The organism is Arthrobacter sp. Bi83, assembly GCF_918698095.1.
GTDB lineage: Bacteria > Actinomycetota > Actinomycetes > Actinomycetales > Micrococcaceae > Arthrobacter.
In genome coordinates this window covers 110,038-128,427 of record NZ_CAKKLY010000003.1, presented here as the reverse complement: position 1 = coordinate 128,427, position 18,390 = coordinate 110,038, and the positions used below count along the sequence as shown (strand labels likewise).

The window sequence follows — 18,390 nt, the reverse complement described above, 5'->3', positions numbered from 1 at the left end:
TGGGTAAACTGTGGATATGGGGACCTGGGACGCCAAGCACCGGCAGGAACACGGCGGGGCCTCGACGCCCTCGGATTCCGTCGCATCCTTCCGGAACCTCTGCCGCTCGTCCCCCTGGAAGTGGCAGTCCCTCAGGTTCGAATACCGCGAAACGCCCGAGGGCGGCGGCACGGTCCCTGTGCGCGCCTGGCTGCGCCGCCCTGGCGCCCTTCGTCTTGAGTCCACGGACGGAACCCTTCTGCACAGCACCACCGGCATCAACGACTCGCGCGACGGCCTGTACGTCAGCGCCACCAGGCGGTCATGGCTTCTGCCGGCGCATCTGGTCACCCCCGTTTACGACGACGGCGGGCTGGTCAGGCGCCGCCCGGAAGCGGCATACGGTGAACCGTCGTTCGGCAACAGCCGCTTCGGAGCGGCCCTCGACCCGGTGGAGCTCGCGGGAAATGCGCCCGTTCCCCTGGAATTCCCCCGTGCCAATGCCGTGGAATTGCTTGAGCCCGTGCGCGAGGTGGAGCACGAGGGCCGCAGCGCGCTGGAGACTGTGGTTTCGCCAAACGCCAGCTACCGCCCGCTGGATCCGGCGCGGCCGTTGTGCGGACCGGGCCGGACAAGGATCCGGGTGGACGCCGGAACCGGCATCTGCGTGGCCAGCGAAGCCCTCGACGGCGGGACGCAGCAGCCCGGCCACTGGATCCGTATCCTGGCCGTCGACGAATACATGCTCGATGATCTCTTCGTGGCCGAGCCCGTGAACCTGACGGATGTGCGCGAGCATATCCAGTGGCCGCCGCGCCCCAACCGGGCCTGAGCAGCCACCGGCCCGGTAGGGAACGCTCCGGAGCCGCCCGGATGCGGGGGCCCGTGCAGGGTTTTCCCAAGCTGGGCATCGCAGACTCGGGGCATGTCCTCGATTGCCACCGAACAGCCGCCCGCCGCAATGACGTCCAAACGCAGGCGCAGACGCATGATGCTGATACCGCTGGCCCTCATCGCTGCCTTGGCATTGTTCTTCGGCTATGTGTTCCTGAGTGCGAAGCCGGAGCCAAGCGTGCCGTTGGGCGCGAGTGCCGCTGTCCCTGGCGGAATGGCGAGGGTGAACGGAGTTGTCCCGCTCGAGAAGGACGGCTGGCTGCCGCCGGAGCATGTGCAGGCCCTGGAGGAGGGCGCGTCCGCGGGCACCCACCGGGTCCGAGTACTGGTGCAGTTCACCGCCCTGGAAGGCGCCGGCATCACGCTGGATTCGTCCCAGTATGTGGTCACCGGCCTGGGCGGCAGTGACGTAAAGCCGCTGTGGACGTCAAACCCCCGGGCTGAAGTTCGCCAGGGCGACTCACTCAACGCGACCATGGTCTTCGAGCTGCCGGACAAGTCCATCGCCCTGGTCCTGAAGGGACCCGGCGGAACGCGGCTGTCCCTGGGGCTGTCGCACCACACCGGCAGCTAACCCACGCTCGGGCCGTCGCCGGTTCGGTCGTCCCGTTCGACCGGCGTTCTCGTCCGGCCGCTGTAACGTCCCATCGGCTAGGCTTCCCTCATGACCGAGCTGATCTCCGTTTGGCCGCCCTTCGCCCTCGCCCTGACCACTCCCAGGCTCATCCTTCGTCCTCTCCGGGACGACGACATCCCCGCCGCCGTGGAGGCTGCGGCCAGCGGCATCCACGACCGCGGACGCAGCCCGTTCAGCACGCCCTGGGCCGAATCTCCTCCGGACGAGCTGGGACAGAACATGGCCCAGTGGTACTGGCAGTGCCGGGCCGGCACCACGCCGCAGTCCTGGGCCCTGATCCTGGGCATCTGGCACGGCGGCACCTTCCTGGGATGCCAGGACGTCGGCGCCAAGGATTTTGCCATCCTCAAGACCGTGACCACCGGCTCGTGGCTGAGGAGGAGCGCGCACGGCCGCGGCTTCGGCAAGGAGATGCGTGCCGCCGTCGCGCTTTACGCCTTTGACTGGCTGAACGCCGACGCCGCGGAATCCGAAGCGGCGGAGTGGAACGCCGCGTCCTTGGGAGTTTCCCGGTCCCTCGGCTACGAGCTGAACGGCGTCACGCGGATGTCCTGGGGCGGCAAGCCCGAGACAGTCCAGCGCGTCCGCCTCACCCCTGAATCCTTCAAGCGCCCCGACTGGCAGCTCAAGGTAGAAGGCCACGCCCCCACGGCCAAGTTCCTGGGCCTCTGACCGGCCGAGACCGCCCCGGCTTCGACAAGCCCAACCAGCGGCATCCCGGGTTTCGACAAGCCCAACCAGCGGCATCCCAGGTTTCGCCAAGCCCAACCAGCGGAACTCCAGGTTTCGACAAGCTCAACCAGCGGCATCCCAGGTTTCAACAAGCCCAACCAGCGGCCCTCGCCGGGACGCGGTCCTTCGCGTAGGAGCGCATCGCGGCGCATCGGACCCGCGGAGGTCGCCCAGCGACCAGAGCGGGTCCATATGCGTCGTGTCTAAGCGACGGCGAAGGGCCGTGGCCCGGCGAACCCGGCCACGGCCCTCGGGCACGCAGGTTAGATCTCAGCCCCTTCCAGCAGCTCCGTCACCAGCGCGGCGATGGGCGAGCGCTCGGAACGGGTGAGGGTGATGTGGCCGAAGAGCGGGTGGCCCTTGAGGATCTCGACGACGGCGGCAACGCCGTCGTGCCGGCCGACCCGCAGGTTGTCACGCTGGGCGACGTCGTGGGTGAGGACGATCTTCGAGTTCTGCCCGATGCGGCTCATCACGGTGAGCAGCACGTTCTTCTCCAGGGACTGTGCCTCGTCCACGATCACGAAGGCGTCATGCAGGGAACGGCCGCGGATGTGGGTTAGCGGCATGACCTCCAGCATGCCGCGGTCCATGACTTCCTCCACGACTTCCTGGCTGACGAGGGCACCGAGGGTATCGAAGACAGCCTGTGCCCACGGGTTCATCTTCTCCGCCTCAGAGCCCGGCAGGTAGCCCAGTTCCTGGCCACCGACGGCGTAGAGCGGGCGGAAGACAATCACTTTGCGGTGCTCCCGGCGCTCCAGCACGGCCTCCAGTCCTGCGCACAGGGCGAGGGCTGACTTGCCGGTGCCGGCGCGGCCGCCGATCGACACAATGCCTACCGCCGGGTCCATCAGGAGGTCGATGGCGAGCCGCTGTTCGGCGGAGCGTCCGTGGAGGCCGAAGACGTCCCGGTCGCCTTTCACGAGGCGGACCTGCTTGTCCGGGCCTACCCGTCCCAGTGCCGAGCCCCTGTTGGAGAGCAACACGAGACCGGTGTTGACCGGCATCTCGGCGGCGGCGGGAATGAAGACCGGCTCGTGGCCGTAGAGCGTGGAAATCTCCTCCTCGCTGGCGTCAACTTCCGCGACGCCGGTCCAGCCGGAATCCTTGACCAGCTCGTTGCGGTACTCATCGGCGAGAAGACCCATGGCCGAAGCCTTGACCCGCATGGGAAGGTCCTTGGACACCACGGTGACGTTGCGGCCCTCGTTGGCGAGGTTCTTGGCGACGGCGAGGATGCGGCTGTCGTTGTCACCGCCGCGGAAACCGGCCGGCAGCACTTCGGACGAGATGTGATTCAGCTCCACCATGAGTATCCCGCCGGCGTCTCCCAGCGGGATGGGCCGGTCGAGCCCGCCATGCTGGACGCGCAGGTCATCAAGGAGACGGAGGGCTGTCCGGGCAAAGTAGCCCAGCTCGGGATCGTGCCGCTTCCCTTCCAGCTCGGTGATGACCACGATGGGCACAATGACCTCGTGCTCCGCAAAGCGGAGCAGGGCGCGGGGATCGGACAGCAACACCGAGGTGTCAATGACGAACGTCGAGACGGCGGGCTGGGATTCTGACCTTGGGCCGGAAACAGCAAGACCGGCCGCGGCGTCTTTCGTGGCCGCACCGGTCTTTGAAATTGCTCGCTTGGCGCGAGAGGTAGCCTTCTCACCCTGGTCCGTGATGACTTCGGGCAGTTGTTCAGAATTAGCCACATCGACTCCAGCCCCGGGGCACATGCCCGGAATTGTTATTGGTGAGGCGGCTCGGCCAAAAGAGGCCGGCTCGGCCTCCCATACAACCGGTGCGAAAATTCCGCTCCATGTACTGGCCTCCCCGATCAGCCGGCGGTTTGCCTGCTGATGGTTTTAACGTAAATCTCCTCCGACTAATTTCCAAAGTCTTGGACCGGCGATTCCTGTTGCCATCTTGTGAATTCAAGATGAACGGCGCGGACAGTCCGCGGTCACGCCGGGACCGGCCCAAGGAAGGCTAGGAGCCAAACCGCCGCTGCCTGCCGGCGTAGTCCCGCAGGGCGCGGAGAAAATCGACCTTTCGGAACGCGGGCCAGAGCGCCTCGCAGAAGTAGAACTCGCTGTAGGCGCTCTGCCACATCAGGAAGCCTGACAGCCGCTGTTCGCCGGAGGTCCTGATGACCAGGTCCGGGTCCGGCTGGCCGCGGGTGTAGAGGAAACGTGAGATGTCGTCCACGGACAGGGTGTCGGCGAGTTCGCTGATGTCGGCCTTGCGGGCCACGGCATCGTGAAGCAACTCCCGCACGGCATCGACGATTTCCCGACGTCCGCCATAGCCGACCGCTACATTGACGTGCAGCTTCTCGCGCACCGGAGTCCGCGTGGTCAGTTTGGTCAGCCGGTCTGCAAGGTAGTCCGGGAGGAGTTCGGGCGCACCCATGGCGTGCACCGAAATGTCGGCGGCCTCATCCAGGCGGTCGAGTGTGTTCGCGATGATGCCCATGAGCAGGTCCAGTTCCTCACCGGAGCGGCTCATGTTGTCGGTGGAGAGCATGTAGAGGGTGACTACCCTGATCCCCAGTTCCTGGCACCAGCCCAGGAACTCGTGGATCTTGTCCGCACCGGCCTGGTGTCCCTGGCTCGTGGGGGCGTTGAACTGCCGGGCCCAGCGCCGGTTGCCGTCCACCATGACGCCGATGTGCCTGGGAATGCGTGCTGGATCCAGCGACCGCTGGAGTTTGCGCTCGTAGAAGCCATACAGGAACCCGGGCAATTCCATCCGGAGATTCACCTGACTTCCTGGCTGTGTGACTTCGTGCAAACCCTAGGCTACCGTCCGGAGGAGGCCCCCGCGCACAGGAGCAGCGCCCGTGGACGCGGTCTTCTCCTGCAGCAGGTCACGCCACCTCCCGTTACCGGCAAGTAACTTACTGAAGCGTAGGTTATTCTTGAGGCATGACGAGCAATACCCCGGAGGGGACTTCGGGCGCGCCCGAGCGTCAGCCGAACGCCATGGACAGCGCCGCCGTCCGCATCGCCGAACTGCTGACGATCAAACCAAAATGGCGCGGCTGGATCCATACAGTCACCGCGCCCCTGGCCCTGGCCGCGGGGATCGTGCTGGTAGTGCTGGCCCCCACGCCGGACCGCAAGGTCACGTCCGCCATCTACGCCCTCACGGGCGTCCTGCTGTTCGGTATCAGCGCCGTGTACCACCGCGGCAACTGGTCCCCCGGCGTGAAGATTGTCCTGAAACGCCTCGACCACACCAACATCATGCTGGTCATCGCCGGCAGCTACACGCCTCTGGCCTGGAGCCTGCTGGAGCGGCCCACCGCGGTGCTGCTGCTGTGGCTGGTCTGGTCCGGTGCCATCCTGGGCGTGCTGTTCCGGCTCCTGTGGACCAACGCGCCCCGCTGGCTCTACGTCCCGATCTACATCGCCCTGGGCTGCGGCTCGCTGTTCTACCTTCCGGACTTCTTCGCGGCAAGCGTGCCGGCCGCCTTGCTCATCTGCATCGGCGGAGCCCTGTATATCGCGGGCGCTGTCTTCTACGCGCTCAAGAAGCCGAACTTCAGCTACCAACACTTCGGCTTCCACGAACTGTTCCATGCGTTCACTGTGCTCGCATTTGCCGCCCACTTCGCGGCAATCCTCATAGCTGTCCTCAGCTAATGCGGTCCGGGCTGAGGCTTTCCAGAACCTCGGCCACGGATGCCACCGGCCGCTCACACACCATGTCGCGGCACAAGTAGACGAGCGGAACCCCGTCGGCGCCGGCCGTCCTGCCGCGCAGCAGCGGCACCCCCTGGGCATGCTCCGCAGCACCGGCACCAGAATCAGGGTCATCGCCCAGTGCCACGACCAGTCCGGGGCTGGGTGACCCCAGCAGTGCCCGGTGCAGCGCGTCCCTTGCCGGACCTGGGGGTCCGACGACGGCGGCCTCCACCGGGCCTGCAGCCGCCGCCTGCGCGGTGGCCAGCAGCCAGCCCGCCACCCGCGGGGCCCGCGGGGCAATCGGCGGCAACAGGGACATGATGTTGCCTGCCGTGATCCGGTGCTCCGCGGAGCCGGACAGGGCCGCGTAGCCCAGCAGGACGCCTGCAAACGCGGCTGCGCCGCTGGGCGTGGCGTTATCGAAGGGGTCCAGTCCCGGCTGGCGGCCCTGGGCATTGAACACCTGCTCGGATTCCCCGGTTGAGTCCGCCAGTTTGCCGTCCACGATGAATCTCGCGCAGGCGGCAGAAATCACCGACTCCGCCAGCCGGTACCAGTGGGCACTGCCGGTGACCGAGAACAGCGCCAGAAAGCCCTCTGCGCAGAACGCGTAGTCCTCCAGCAGGCCGCCGATCCCCCGTGCGGTCCCGGAGTGTGAAACGCGAACCAGCTCCCCGGTGGCAGCGCGCCAGTGGACTTCTTCCAGATAGCCAGCGATCCGCACGGCCGCGTCCAACAGTTCGGGCCGGTCCAGCACCGCGCCGGCCTCGGCCAGGGCCGCCACCGCAAGCCCGTTCCAGCCGGCCACCACCTTGTCATCGCGCGCCGGCTGCGGCCGGGCAGCCCTGGCCGCCTGCAGCGGAGCCCGCACCTCCGCCCACAGCGCCGCCTCCTCGCCTGTCAGGGCCCGGGCGGGATGCAGCGGCGAACCGAACTCCGAGACCGTACCCTGGGCGCCCACGTTCATCATCCGGGCAACGGCGGCAGCGTCGTCGGCATCCAGCAGCTGGTCGAGACCGCCGACGGTCCAGAGGTAGCTGGCGCCTTCATGGTGTTCTCCATCGACCACCGAGTCGGCGTCGAGCGAGGACGCCAGCGCGACGGCGTCACTCGGCGCCGTCCGCCCGCCGTCTGCCGCAGGGAGCCCCAGGGACGCAAGCATCCATTCGGCGGTGCGCCCCGACACTTCGGCCGCTTCCGCCGCGGGAAAGCCGGGCGTGCCGCCAAGCCGGATCCAGTGCACGTAAACCCTGAGCAGCTGGGCGTTGTCGTAGAGCATCTTTTCAAAGTGCGGAACGGACCAGTCGCGGGTCACGGAATACCGCGCGAAACCGCCGTCGAGCTGGTCGAACAACGCCGAACGCGCCATGGCCGCCAGGGTACGCCCCGCCATGTCCCGGGCCGCCCCGGCCGTCTCTGAGGGCACGGCCGCGTGCCGTATCAGGAACTCAAGTACCGCCGACGGCGGGAACTTGGGGGCGTCGCCGAAACCGCCGTCGTCGGGGTCTTCCGACCGGGCCAGCGACAGGACCGCGGCGGGAAGTAGCTCCGCATCGAGCAGCTCGGGCGGACCTGACAGGTCCACAGCGGCGGAGAGCTGGGCGTGGCCCATGTTCTGCGAAAGGGAGCGGGCATTCTGTTCCACCGCGTCACGGCGCTCGTCCCACGCATCCCGCACGGCCTCGAGCAGCTGCAGGAACGACGGCCGGCCGGGCATCGGCCGGGGCGGGAAGTAGGTTCCGGCATGGAACGGGAGTCCGTCCGACGTCAGGAAAACGGACATGGGCCATCCACCCTCGCCACTGATGGCCTGCGTGGCCGCCATGTAGACGGCGTCGACGTCCGGCCGCTCTTCACGGTCCACTTTTACCGCGACAAAATGCGCGTTCAGATAGTCCGCGGTGGCCTGGTCCTCGAAGGATTCATGGGCCATGACGTGGCACCAGTGACATGCGGCATAGCCGATGGACAGGAACACCGGAACGTTCCGGGCGGCCGCGTACGCAAACGCCTGGTCGCCGAAGGGCTGCCAGTGCACCGGGTTGCCGGCGTGCTGGCGCAAGTAGGCGGACGGTTCCCCGCCCAGGGCGTTGTGCGCCCCCGGCTGCGTGGCCACCGGCTGGGTGGCCGGCTGCTCCGTTGTCCCGGGCTCCGTGGTGCCGCCATCGGGGCCGGCGTCAGGCGTCTGTTCTGCCTGCATTGCCGTCAGCGGCATCGTCGTGGGCGATGTCTGCAGCTTCAGCAGCAGCCATGCGCTCCTCTTCGACCTGGGCGCGGTAGCGCACGCGCCGGATGCGGCGCACCATGTCCACAATCAGCAGCGCCGTCAGCACGACGATGAACGCCGTCAACAGGAACCCCAGCAGGCCGGGGGTTACCTGGTCCTGCGAGAGGCCCGGGCGCAATGAAGGCGAGGGAGCCGGGGACGATGCCAGGGCGATGAGCAAGTGGTGCACGGTTGGAACCTTCTCGGTGGACTGGGGCGCAGGACGCCTGGCCGTTCTCGGCTGCGTTATTTTCTACCGCGTCATTTTCTACGCGGCATAGAAATGATCTGTTGTCTCTATCTTAGCCCCGCAAAAAGGTCCTTCTCCGGGAGCTCGGCAGGCACCCGCGATTGGATCAGCGTGTAGTCCTCCCACGGCCAGGCCCGGCGCTGCATATCGGGAGAGACAGCGAAAAAGAAGCCCAGCGGATCAACCTGGGTGCGGTGGGCGCGGAGGGCATCGTCGCGCGCTTCGAAGAAGTCACCGCAGTCCACCTGGGTGGTGGTCGCATGGGTGGGCTGCGGAGGGGTGTGCCCTTCGGCGTCGGTCTCAAGCCAGGCAGCCAAGCGCTCGGCATAGGGCGACTGGAGCCCGGCCTCTTCGAGCGCGAAGTGGAGGGCGCGGAACCGGTCGGGACTGAAGGCGCGGTCGTAGTAAAGCTTGCTCGGCTCCCAGGGCTCGCCGATTCCCTGGTACCTGGCCGGGTCCCCGGCAGCCTCAAAGGCCTCCACCGCCACGCGGTGGGCCATGATGTGGTCCGGGTGCGGGTAACCGCCCTTTTCGTCGTAGCTGACGATCACCTGCGGCTTGAAGTCCCGGACAAGACGTACCAGCGGTGCGGCGGCGCGTTCAAGCGGCTGCAGTGCAAATGATCCGGCGGGCAGGGGCGGGAGCGGATCGCCCTCCGGCAGCCCTGAATCGACGAAGCCGAGCCACCGCTGCCTGACGCCCAGGATCCGCGCGGCCTCACTCATTTCGAGCCTGCGCGCTCCGGCCATGTCCCGCTTGGGGTGGGGCTCCCCCTCCACGGCGGGGTTCTGGATGTCCCCCCGCGAGCCGTCGGTGCAGGTGGCCACCATGACGTCCACACCGGCAGCGGCGTACATGGCCATGGTCGCGGCGCCCTTGCTCGACTCGTCATCCGGGTGGGCATGGACGGTCAGCAGGCGAAGCGAAGGTGACTGGCTGGTGGACGCGGTCATCTGGGACTGCCCCTCTTTCTACTGTTGCCGGTTGCGGCGGCTGGCTCCGGATTTTTCACCGGCGGATCCCCACTAAACTGGAGGGGTGACTACCGAGGACAAGTCGGGCACTCCCCAGCCTGCAGACATTAGCCTAGCCAATCGCTATGGCGGTCCAAAGCGCGGGCTGTCCGGAAAAGCCAAACGGGGCGCAGTGATTGCAGCCCTGGTGGCCGGGATCGGATTCCTGGCCTGGGTGTCCACGTCCTCGGCCATGTCGTCTGTCACGTTCAAGGACCTCGGCTACAGCACCACCGACGCAACCCGGGCCGAGCTGGATTTCCAGGTCACCCGGGAGCCCGGCACCGCCGTGAAGTGCGCGGTCAAGGCGCTCGATTCCAAGTTCGCCGTCGTGGGCTGGAAAGTGGTGGATATTCCGCCGGACCAGCCGGATTCCCAGCAGGCACAGGGTGCTGACGGCGGCCGCACCATCTCCCGGCGCGAAGTGCTGCGCACAGAATCGCAGTCCGTCTCTGCGGTCGTGGACGGCTGCTGGATCCCGGGCGCCGCCAAGTAGGTATGTGACCCACACCGCTTGCTCGTTGGGTTTTATCCACAGGATTGACTACAATGGACCAATACCTTTACCCCGCTGAGTTGGTTGCTGAGTTCCACAAGTGGCCACCGTGGCGGGGTCTTTGCTTGTATGACCTGCTTGTTTAACCACTAGAGGAGAAGTCCGTGTCTACCACCAACAGCGCGCCTGCAGCTTGGCTTACCCAGGAAGCTTTTGACCGCCTGAAGGCAGAGCTGGACCACCTTTCCAGCGCCGGCCGGGCGGATATCGTCCAGAAAATTGAAGCTGCGCGCCAAGAGGGAGACCTCAAGGAAAACGGCGGCTACCACGCAGCCAAGGAAGAGCAGGGCAAGATTGAGGCCCGCATCCGCCAGCTCACCGCGCTGCTCCGCGACGCCCACGTCGGCGAAGCCCCGGCAGATGACGGAATCGTCGAGCCCGGCATGCTCGTCGTTGCCCGGATCGCCGGGGACGAGGAGAAGTTCCTGCTTGGTTCGCGTGAAATCGCCGGCGACTCCGATCTGGATGTCTTCAGCGAGAAGTCCCCGCTCGGCGCGGCCATCATGGGCCACAAAGAGGGCGACAAGCTCAGCTACACTGCCCCCAACGGCAAGGAAATCCCCGTGGAGATCCTGTCCGCCAAGCCCTACGCAGGCTAAGCGGCGCGCCCTTCGCTTCGGCTGGTCGTGCTAAAACGCACGACCGTCAACGCACGACGCCGGCCCTCCCCCATTGCGGGAGGGCCGGCGTCGTGCTTTAACTCGCCTTAGCCGCTGCGGGCCGCGCTTCTTGCCCGTAGCACGACCGCCGCCAGGACGCCGCCGGCGGCGCCGCCGAGGTGTGCTTGCCACGAGACGTAGCCCGCCACGCTTGGAATGAGCCCGAAGAGGATGCTGCCGTAAGCCATGAAGAGCACCACAGACAGCAGAATCTGCCACCAGTTGCGGTTGAAAAAGCCCCGGACCAGGAGGAAGGCGAACAGCCCGAAGACCAGGCCGGACGCCCCCACGGTGATCCCGCCGCCGCCGATCAGCCAGACTGCCGCGCCGGAGCCCAGCCAGCTGCAGGCCACGGCCGTAAGGAAGATCCGCAACCCGGACATGAAGACCAGGAAGCCAAAGATGATCAGGGGCAGCGCATTGGACAGGACGTGGTTCAGGTTGGCGTGGAGCAGAGGGAAGGTGAAGATGTCCAGGATTCCGTCCGCGCTGCGCGGCCGGAGTCCGAAGATGCCGTTCAGGGCGTGGAGCGTGAGCATGTTCACCAGCTCGATGGCAAAGAGGAGCGCCACGAATGACCCCACCACCAGCAGCCCGCCCTTGGCGCGCGACGCCGGCGTGTCCCTCGTGGCCGGAGAGTCGCCAGGGGTGTCCAGCATGCCTGCTCCTAGTGCACCACGATCGGCTGGAAACCCTCGGCGCGCAGCGCACCGAGGACCTGTTCACCGTGCTCGTGGCCCTTGGTCTCGAGGTTCACCGTGATGGAAACGTCCCCCATGCTGATGGATCCGCCCACCCGGGTGTGGTCAAGACCCGTCACGTTGGCATCGTTCTCCGCAATGATCCGCGCGATAGTGGCCAGCGAACCCGGGCGGTCGTCGAGCATCATGCGCACGGTCATGTAGCGGCCGGCGGCGGAAAGACCGCGCTGAATGACCTTGAGCATCAGCATCGGGTCGATGTTGCCGCCGGACAGTATGACTGCCGTTGTGCCGGGGTTTTCGATCTTGCCGTCCATAAGGGCCGCCACGCCCACTGCCCCGGCCGGCTCCACCACCATCTTGGCCCGTTCCAGGAGGAAGATCAGCGCCCTTGCCAGGGAGTCCTCGCTGACCGTGACCACGTCATCCACGAGTTCACGGATGATGCTGAAGGGCAGCTGCCCGGGTCGGCCCACGGCGATGCCGTCGGCCATGGTCGAAACCTTTTTCAAGGGCACCAGGGCATCGGCCGCCAGCGACGGCGGGTAGGCGGCCGCATTTTCGGCCTGCACGCCGATGATACGGATTTCCCGGCCAAGTTCCTTGGCTCTGGCCTTGACGGCCACGGCCACGCCGGCCAGCAGGCCGCCGCCACCGACGCCCATGAGGATGGTGTCGACGTCGGGTATCTGTTCGAGGATTTCCAGGCCCACGGTACCCTGGCCGGCCACCACGTCAACGTTGTCGAAGGGGTGGACAAAGACCGCGCCGGTATCGTCGGCGTAGCGCTGCGCCTCGGCGAGTGCCTCGTCCACGTTATGCCCGTGCAGTATCACCTCGGCGCCGTGGCTGCGCGTGGCGGCCAGCTTAGGAAGGGCCACGCCGAGCGGCATGTAGATCCGTGCCTTGATACCCAGGCTCTTGGCAGCCACTGCCACACCCTGCGCGTGGTTGCCGGCTGAGGCCGCCACAACTCCTCGCTTTTTGTCCGACTCAGAGAGGCGGGCCATCCTGACGTAGGCGCCGCGCACCTTGAAGGAACCGGCACGCTGGAGGTTTTCACACTTGAAGAAGACCTGGCCGCCGACCATGCTGCCCAGCGCCCGGGAGGACTCCACGGGCGTCCGGGTAATAATCCCGTCAAGCAACTTCTGCGCCTCAAGGACATCGTCCAGCGTGACGGGAAGGCTTTCAGGGGTATTCACGAACTATTCTCCTTTGGGAAATTCAGCTTCGGAGCCCGGAGCGGCCTTGCCGCCCGGGGCACCTGTTGCACGATCGGCGTCCTTGCCGTGGCCGGGATTCGCACCCGGCAAACGGACGTCTTTGAAGGTGTTGTCCTGGTCTGCGCCGGCTGAGCCCGCCGCGACACTGCCGCGCGCGGCAGCCAGCACTTGATCATGTTCCCACGTTCTGCCGGCAATATACCGAATCGCCGAGTTTGCTACGGCAAGGATCGGCACGGAGAAGAGGGCTCCGGGGATGCCTGCGAGGTAGGAACCGGCGGCGACAGACAGGATCACTGCCACCGGGTGCAGGGCCACGGCCTTGCCCATGACGAGCGGCTGCAGGATGTGGCTTTCCAGCTGCTGCACCAGCAACACGATGCCCAGCATGACCAGCGCGTTTACGGGGCCGTTGGCCACAAGGGCCAGCAGCACCGCGATGGCACCCGTCACCAGGGCACCGACCACCGGAATGAAGGAGCCGATGAACACGAGCACGCCGAGCGGGAGTGCCAGCGGGACGCCGATGATGGCCGCACCCACTCCGATGCCCACCGCGTCCACAAAGGCCACAAACATCTGGATCCGGGCGTAGCTGACCATCGACGTCCAGCCGCGCCGCCCGGCACCATCGGCGGGAATGCGTGCCCGCCGCGGGAGAAGCCGGACCATGAAGCCCCAGATCCGCTCCCCCTCCAGGAGGAAGAAGATGAGGATGAACAGCGCCAGCACCATCCCGGCGGCAAAGTGTCCTGCAGTGCTCCCGAAGGAAAGCGCACCGCTGAGTATGCTGCTGCTGTTGTTCTGCAGCGCAGCCGTTGCTTCCTGAATGTATTGGTCAATCTGCGCGGCCGTCAGGTGCAGCGGTCCCACCGCCAGCCAGTCCTGGACCTGCTGGACACCCGTCAGTGCCTCGCTCCACAGCTCCTGGAAGCCCAAAGCCAGCTGGCGCCCCACCAGTGCCAGCGCCCCGACGATCAGTCCGACGAACGCCAGGACCGTGAGGGCGACGGCAGCTCCGTTCGGAAGGCGCTGCGAGCGCAGCCACCCCACCACGGGGCTGAGCAGGCCGGCCAGCAGCGCCGCCACCATGACCGGGATGATGAGGAAGCTGACCTTGCTGAGCAGCCATACGAGCCCGCCGATGACCAGCAGGATCAGCCCCAGCCGCCATGCCCACGCCGCCGCGATGCGCACGCCGTAAGGAATGTCGTGCTCGAGGTCATGCTCCGTCCGTGGGCGCGGGGGCGGAAGGATGGTTGTCTTGACAGGTTCTTCGGGCGTGGCGTCCTTAGCTGGCGTCATAGCCCCATAATTCCCTAGCTGCGCGGCTATGGGAAACGGGAGCGAAGCACAGAGTCAGGTGGTGCTCCCGCTGATGCCCCACGTCATGGTGAAAGACTCATCGGGGGCCAGCCACCCGAGGCCGTGGCCGGAGTTGAAGGCGTTCGCCGGCCCGGTCATCGGTTCTATGGCCACCGCCTTGGGCCGGCCGGGAAATTCGCGGGTCACAAACACATGCACGAACGGGCACGTGGCGTCCTGCCACAGGCTCACGGTGCGGCCGTCTGCCGCCGACAGCGTGTGACGGGCAATCCCGCCGTCGAACTCCAGGTCAGTGAGGGCGACGTCGATGTCGAGGTCCCCCACTTTCCGGCCCGGGCGCAGATCGGTGTCTTCGCTGACAGGTTCAGAACTGCGGGGAATGAGCCTGTTGTCCGCCACAAGTCGCGTATCTGCGTGAACGGTCAGGGTGAGGTCCTCGCTGGGGACGTCGCCCAGCCGAAGGTACGGATGCGCCCCCAGGACGAACGGCGCGTCACCCTCCGAATCATTGATCAGGGTTTGGCGCACCACCAGCCCCAGGTCCTCGGCCAGGGAGTACTCCACACGGTGCCGCACCAGGAACGGGTAGCCATGCTGGGGGAAGACGGGGGCTTCGAGGGTCACCGAAAACTCCGACTCGGAGACGAGGGCGTACGACGCGTTGCGCAGGAGTCCGTGGCTGGCGTTATTCCGCGACACCTCGGTGATGTCCAGCTGCTGCTTCTTGCCGTTGAGGTGCCACGTCCCGCCCTCCACCCGGTTTGCCCAGGGCGCCAGGGTTATGCCCGTTGCTCCCGGCGGGATATCGGCGTCGCCATACGACTCGGTGAGCTGGACGCCGCCGCGGCTGTACCAGCGCAGACCCGCGGCCAGCTCGGTCACCACTGCGAGCGCGTCGCCGCGCCTCAGCTCGTACTGCCGGCCGGAGGCATAACGCCTGCGTTCGTGCTGGTCATCACGGGGTTCAGGAAGGGCGCCGGAAGTCATGAAACTTACCGTACAACGTGCGGGCCTTCCGTCGTCAGCCGATCCGATTGTTATCTTTTGTTAGAAAGTATTTGTTTTTGATCGTTTTATGCCACAATGGTGATATGCCGCATACGGGGCAGACGGAGCACTGGTGAGCGGCGCTCCGGACCACAGGCGCCGAAGAGGCCGGAAAGGAGGGACCCTTTGCTTGCAACCCAGCGCCAGCACCGGATCCTCCAGGAACTCGAAGCCCAAGGCACCGTCCGCGTCACCTCACTCGCCGGTCTGCTCAGCGTCTCGGAAATGACAATCCGGCGGGACATCGACGCCCTGGACGCCGAAGGCCTGCTGCTGCGGGTTCACGGCGGTGCCACGAAGACCGGAACCTTTGGCGCCGTCGAACCGGAGTTTGTCAGCAAGTTGGCCCAGGAAACCGAGGCGAAACGGGCCATCGCAGCCGAAGCGCTGAACCTGCTGCGGCCGGACATGACGCTCCTCATCTCCGGCGGCACCACAACGTATGAGTTCGCCCGGCTCCTCCCCCGCGGCCTCGGTCTGACGGTTGCCACGAATTCCATCATGGTGGCCAATGCCCTGGCGGGTCCGGCCCCGTCGCCCCAGTCAGGCCAGGGACAGTCAGGGCAGGGACAGTCAGACCGGGAACACCCAGGCGGTGAACCCGGCGGCATCCGCACCCTGGTGCTTGGCGGCCAGCGGACGCCCTCCGAAGCACTCGTCGGCCCGGTCACCATGCACGCCATGAAAAACCTTCACGCAGACCTTTGCTTCATGGGAGTGCACGGCATCGACCCGCATGCCGGAATCACGTCGCCCAACCTCCTCGAAGCCGAGGTGAACGCCGCCATGATTGCAGCGTCGGGCGAGCTGGTCGTGCTCGCGGATGCCACAAAGTACGGACTCGTCGGGCTGGCCGGAATAGCGCCGCTTTCGGCCGTCGGCACGCTGGTCACCGACACCAGAATCGGCACGGGCTACGGCGGCCGCTCCGCACTGGACCTGCTGCGGGAGACGGTCCGCGATGTGCGCATCGTGCCCGCCGGCCCCCATCACGAACGGCCCGCACGCGGAGCACTCCACGCTTCTGCTGCCGAACTCCACCCCTACCTCCCGGCCGGCCCGAACCGGCCGGTTACCGCGTTCAAAGGACATGACGCATGACCCACATCACCAGCACCCACCTTGCCGACGGCCGGGAACTGCTCTATTTCGACGACGCCGGATCGGCCCGGCCCCGTTCCGTGGAAACCACGCAGGACCGCCGGGACCTCCCGGCCCGCGGGGAACCGGGCGAGGTCCGCTTCGACGCCCTCACCGGGGAATGGGTGGCCGTGGCCGCGCACCGGCAGGCCCGCACGCACCTCCCGCCGGCGGACCAATGCCCGATCTGCCCCACCACCGACGCCAACCCCTCCGAGATCCCGGCGCCGGACTACGACGTCGCCGTATTCGAAAACCGCTTCCCCTCCCTGGGCCCGGCGGTAGGGCCGGTTCCGGACAACCCAGGCTGGGGAACTACTGGACCCGCGTTCGGCAGGTGCGAGGTGGTGACGTTTACGCCCGAGCACACCGGATCCTTCAGCGGCCTGACCGAAACCCGCTCGCGGACCGTGGTTGAAGCCTGGGCCCACCGCACCGCCGCCCTCAGCGCCCTGCCGGGCATCAAGCAGGTTTTCCCGTTCGAAAACCGCGGAGCGGACATCGGCGTGACCCTGCACCACCCGCACGGCCAGATTTATGCCTACCCTTACGTGACACCCCGGGCCGCCGTCATGGGGGCCGCCGCCCGCAAGTTCTATGACGACGCCGACGGCCGGCAAACGCTGACCGGCTCGCTTCTGAGGGCAGAACGGGAGGACGGCAGCCGGATGGTCATGGAAAGCGACAGCTTCAGCGCTTACGTTCCGTTCGCCGCCCGCTGGCCCCTTGAGATCCACCTCGTTCCCCACCGCCAGGTTCCCGACCTGGCGGCACTGACCGGCGAAGAGAAGGACGAACTGGCGCACGTTTACCTGGACCTGCTCAAACGCCTCGACGCCCTGTATCCCACACCGACCCCCTACATCTCGGCCTGGCACCAGGCACCGGTGGACACCCTGCTCCGCCCGGCGGGCTACCTGCACCTGCAGCTCACCTCCCCCCGCCGCGCTGCGGACAAGCTCAAGTTCCTGGCAGGATCGGAGGCCGCCATGGGCGCGTTCATCAACGACACCACACCCGAGCTTGTGGCTGAGAGGCTCCGCGCTGTCACTGTTCCAGCCTCGACGGCTGAAGCACTCGCCCCGTCCGCCTCCGGACTCACCGAAGGAGCCCACGCATGACCGCCGCCAGCACCACCCAGCTCGCGGAACAGTTCCGAGCCGCCTTCGGCAGCGAACCGGACGGCGTCTGGCAGGCCCCGGGCCGGGTGAACCTGATCGGCGAACACACCGACTACAACGAAGGCTTCGTCCTTCCGTTCGCGATCGACAAGACGGCGCGTGTCGCCGTCGGCGTCCGTTCCGACTCAACGGTGCGGCTCTTGTCCACCTACGGGGACCAGGGCCTGACGACGGCGGACACCGCCACGCTGGACGGCCGGACGGCCAAGGGCTGGACCAAGTACCCCCTGGGCGTCATCTGGTCGCTGCAGCAGCGCGGCATCGACGTTCCCGGCCTTGACCTGCTCCTGGATTCCAACGTTCCTCTCGGTGCAGGACTCTCCTCGTCCCATGCCATCGAATGCGCCGTTGTCTCCGCCCTGAATGACATCACCGGCGCCGGGCTCAGCCCCGAGGAAATGGTCCTGGCAACGCAGCGTGCCGAGAACGACTTCGTCGGCGCACCCACAGGCATCATGGACCAGTCCGCCTCGTTGCGGGGCTCAGCAGGGCATGCCGTGTTCCTCGACTGCCGCGACCAAAGCGTGGAGCTGGTGCCTTTTGAGGCAGAGGCCGCCCGCCTGGTCATGCTCGTGATCGACACCAAGGTTTCCCACTCCCATGCCGACGGCGGTTACGCGTCCCGCCGGGCATCCTGCGAGCTGGGGGCAGAAGTGCTTGGCGTCAAGGCCCTGCGGGATGTTGCACCGGGCGACCTCGACGAGGCCAGCGGACTCCTGGACGAAGTCACATTCCGCCGGGTCCGCCACGTCGTCACCGAAAACGACCGCGTCCTGCAGACCGTGGAACTTCTTGGTCTGGAGGGTCCTTCGTCGATCGGCGGACTCCTGGATGCCAGCCACGCCTCCATGCGCGATGATTTCGAAATCTCCTGCGCCGAGCTGGACCTTGCTGTCGAAGCCTCCCGGTCGAACGGGGCCATCGGCGCCCGGATGACGGGCGGCGGGTTTGGCGGCGCGGCCATCGCCCTGACCCCGGTGGCGGAGGAACAGCGGGTGCGCACCGCCGTCGAACGGGCCTTTGCCGAGGCGGGATACACCGCGCCGGACATCTTCACTGTCACCCCGGCCGCCGGGGCGATGCGGCTGGCGTAGCCGCGG

General features: G+C 66.8%; 18 protein-coding genes. 9 read left to right on the top strand and 9 right to left on the bottom strand.

What is annotated here, in order from left to right:
- Positions 1–16: 16 nt before the first annotated feature.
- From LQ144_RS03475 to LQ144_RS03465, 3 genes are all read left to right on the top strand, one after another.
- Positions 17–811, top strand: a complete 795-nt coding sequence (locus tag LQ144_RS03475; protein ID WP_230117164.1) for a hypothetical protein — start codon at positions 17–19, stop codon at positions 809–811.
- A gap of 93 nt (positions 812–904) precedes the next feature.
- Positions 905–1,447, top strand: a complete 543-nt coding sequence (locus LQ144_RS03470; protein ID WP_230117163.1) for a hypothetical protein — start codon at positions 905–907, stop codon at positions 1,445–1,447.
- 90 nt (positions 1,448–1,537) lie between these two features.
- Positions 1,538–2,182 (top strand): GNAT family protein, encoded by a 645-nt coding sequence (locus LQ144_RS03465; protein WP_230117162.1) that lies wholly within the window; start codon positions 1,538–1,540, stop codon positions 2,180–2,182.
- Positions 2,183–2,505: 323 nt separating this feature from the next.
- On the opposite strand, the gene LQ144_RS03460 is transcribed toward LQ144_RS03465, so the two are convergent.
- Together LQ144_RS03460 and LQ144_RS03455 are read right to left on the bottom strand one after the other, a co-directional pair.
- On the bottom strand, positions 2,506–3,948 hold the full coding sequence (locus LQ144_RS03460) for a PhoH family protein (RefSeq protein WP_230117161.1): 1,443 nt from the start codon (positions 3,946–3,948) through the stop codon (positions 2,506–2,508).
- Positions 3,949–4,225: 277 nt separating this feature from the next.
- A complete protein-coding gene (locus LQ144_RS03455; protein WP_230117191.1) occupies positions 4,226–4,987 on the bottom strand; it encodes an isoprenyl transferase in 762 nt (253 codons plus the stop codon).
- 233 nt (positions 4,988–5,220) lie between these two features.
- Between LQ144_RS03455 and LQ144_RS03450 the strand changes: the two genes are divergently transcribed.
- Complete coding sequence (locus LQ144_RS03450) at positions 5,221–5,883, top strand: hemolysin III family protein (protein WP_354962123.1); 663 nt, start codon at positions 5,221–5,223, stop codon at positions 5,881–5,883.
- Here the strand turns inward: LQ144_RS03450 and LQ144_RS03445 are convergent.
- From LQ144_RS03445 to mca, 3 genes are all read right to left on the bottom strand, one after another.
- Positions 5,876–8,125: a thioredoxin domain-containing protein gene (locus LQ144_RS03445; protein WP_230117159.1), complete on the bottom strand. Its 2,250-nt coding sequence runs from the start codon at positions 8,123–8,125 to the stop codon at positions 5,876–5,878. The two genes, LQ144_RS03450 and LQ144_RS03445, sit on opposite strands and share 8 nt — an antisense overlap.
- Positions 8,103–8,381: a hypothetical protein gene (locus LQ144_RS03440; protein ID WP_230117158.1), complete on the bottom strand. Its 279-nt coding sequence runs from the start codon at positions 8,379–8,381 to the stop codon at positions 8,103–8,105. The genes LQ144_RS03445 and LQ144_RS03440 overlap by 23 nt, the downstream gene beginning before the upstream one ends.
- 107 nt (positions 8,382–8,488) lie before the next feature.
- Positions 8,489–9,394 carry a mycothiol conjugate amidase Mca gene (mca, locus tag LQ144_RS03435; RefSeq protein WP_230117157.1) on the bottom strand — a complete coding sequence of 302 codons (906 nt, stop codon included), beginning with the start codon at positions 9,392–9,394 and terminating at the stop codon, positions 8,489–8,491.
- A gap of 85 nt (positions 9,395–9,479) precedes the next feature.
- Between mca and LQ144_RS03430 the strand changes: the two genes are divergently transcribed.
- Both LQ144_RS03430 and greA read left to right on the top strand, forming a co-directional pair.
- Entirely contained in the window at positions 9,480–9,950 is a 471-nt protein-coding gene (locus LQ144_RS03430) for a DUF4307 domain-containing protein (RefSeq protein ID WP_230117156.1), read from the top strand.
- A gap of 164 nt (positions 9,951–10,114) precedes the next feature.
- Entirely contained in the window at positions 10,115–10,609 is a 495-nt protein-coding gene (gene greA / locus LQ144_RS03425; RefSeq protein ID WP_230117155.1) for a transcription elongation factor GreA, read from the top strand.
- A 107-nt stretch (positions 10,610–10,716) separates the two neighbouring features.
- Here the strand turns inward: greA and LQ144_RS03420 are convergent, their stop codons facing one another.
- From LQ144_RS03420 to LQ144_RS03405, 4 genes are read right to left on the bottom strand one after another with little or no spacing between them, the layout of a single operon-like run.
- A complete protein-coding gene (locus tag LQ144_RS03420) occupies positions 10,717–11,328 on the bottom strand; it encodes a rhomboid family intramembrane serine protease (RefSeq protein WP_230117154.1) in 612 nt (203 codons plus the stop codon).
- Between the two features lie 8 nt (positions 11,329–11,336).
- The gene (gene ilvA, locus LQ144_RS03415; protein ID WP_230117153.1) at positions 11,337–12,575 is read right to left on the bottom strand and encodes a threonine ammonia-lyase; all 1,239 of its coding nucleotides are present in this window, start codon (positions 12,573–12,575) and stop codon (positions 11,337–11,339) included.
- A gap of 3 nt (positions 12,576–12,578) precedes the next feature.
- Complete coding sequence (locus tag LQ144_RS03410) at positions 12,579–13,901, bottom strand: AI-2E family transporter (protein WP_230117152.1); 1,323 nt, start codon at positions 13,899–13,901, stop codon at positions 12,579–12,581.
- A 54-nt stretch (positions 13,902–13,955) separates the two neighbouring features.
- Positions 13,956–14,909 (bottom strand): aldose 1-epimerase family protein, encoded by a 954-nt coding sequence (locus LQ144_RS03405; RefSeq protein ID WP_230117151.1) that lies wholly within the window; start codon positions 14,907–14,909, stop codon positions 13,956–13,958.
- A 186-nt stretch (positions 14,910–15,095) separates the two neighbouring features.
- Between LQ144_RS03405 and LQ144_RS03400 the strand changes: the two genes are divergently transcribed.
- The 3 genes from LQ144_RS03400 to galK are packed head-to-tail and all read left to right on the top strand — an operon-like array spanning position 15,096 to position 18,384.
- On the top strand, positions 15,096–16,070 hold the full coding sequence (locus LQ144_RS03400) for a DeoR/GlpR family DNA-binding transcription regulator (protein WP_230117150.1): 975 nt from the start codon (positions 15,096–15,098) through the stop codon (positions 16,068–16,070).
- Complete coding sequence (gene galT, locus LQ144_RS03395) at positions 16,067–17,230, top strand: galactose-1-phosphate uridylyltransferase (protein WP_230117149.1); 1,164 nt, start codon at positions 16,067–16,069, stop codon at positions 17,228–17,230. The genes LQ144_RS03400 and galT overlap by 4 nt, the downstream gene beginning before the upstream one ends.
- A complete protein-coding gene (gene galK / locus LQ144_RS03390) occupies positions 17,227–18,384 on the top strand; it encodes a galactokinase (protein WP_230117148.1) in 1,158 nt (385 codons plus the stop codon). The genes galT and galK overlap by 4 nt, the downstream gene beginning before the upstream one ends.
- Positions 18,385–18,390: the final 6 nt, after the last annotated feature.

Bases quoted from the DNA above. Each gene is read 5' to 3' on its own strand.
- LQ144_RS03475 (WP_230117164.1), top strand. From the start codon at position 17: ATGGGGACCTGGGACGCCAAGCACCGGCAGGAACACGGCGGGGCCTCG.
- LQ144_RS03470 (WP_230117163.1), top strand. From the start codon at position 905: ATGTCCTCGATTGCCACCGAACAGCCGCCCGCCGCAATGACGTCCAAA.
- LQ144_RS03465 (WP_230117162.1), top strand. From the start codon at position 1,538: ATGACCGAGCTGATCTCCGTTTGGCCGCCCTTCGCCCTCGCCCTGACC.
- LQ144_RS03455 (WP_230117191.1), bottom strand. From the start codon at position 4,987: ATGGAATTGCCCGGGTTCCTGTATGGCTTCTACGAGCGCAAACTCCAG.
- LQ144_RS03450 (WP_354962123.1), top strand. From the start codon at position 5,221: ATGGACAGCGCCGCCGTCCGCATCGCCGAACTGCTGACGATCAAACCA.
- LQ144_RS03445 (WP_230117159.1), bottom strand. From the start codon at position 8,125: ATGCAGGCAGAACAGACGCCTGACGCCGGCCCCGATGGCGGCACCACG.
- mca (WP_230117157.1), bottom strand. From the start codon at position 9,394: ATGACCGCGTCCACCAGCCAGTCACCTTCGCTTCGCCTGCTGACCGTC.
- LQ144_RS03420 (WP_230117154.1), bottom strand. From the start codon at position 11,328: ATGCTGGACACCCCTGGCGACTCTCCGGCCACGAGGGACACGCCGGCG.
- LQ144_RS03410 (WP_230117152.1), bottom strand. From the start codon at position 13,901: ATGACGCCAGCTAAGGACGCCACGCCCGAAGAACCTGTCAAGACAACC.
- LQ144_RS03405 (WP_230117151.1), bottom strand. From the start codon at position 14,909: ATGACTTCCGGCGCCCTTCCTGAACCCCGTGATGACCAGCACGAACGC.
- galT (WP_230117149.1), top strand. From the start codon at position 16,067: ATGACCCACATCACCAGCACCCACCTTGCCGACGGCCGGGAACTGCTC.
- galK (WP_230117148.1), top strand. From the start codon at position 17,227: ATGACCGCCGCCAGCACCACCCAGCTCGCGGAACAGTTCCGAGCCGCC.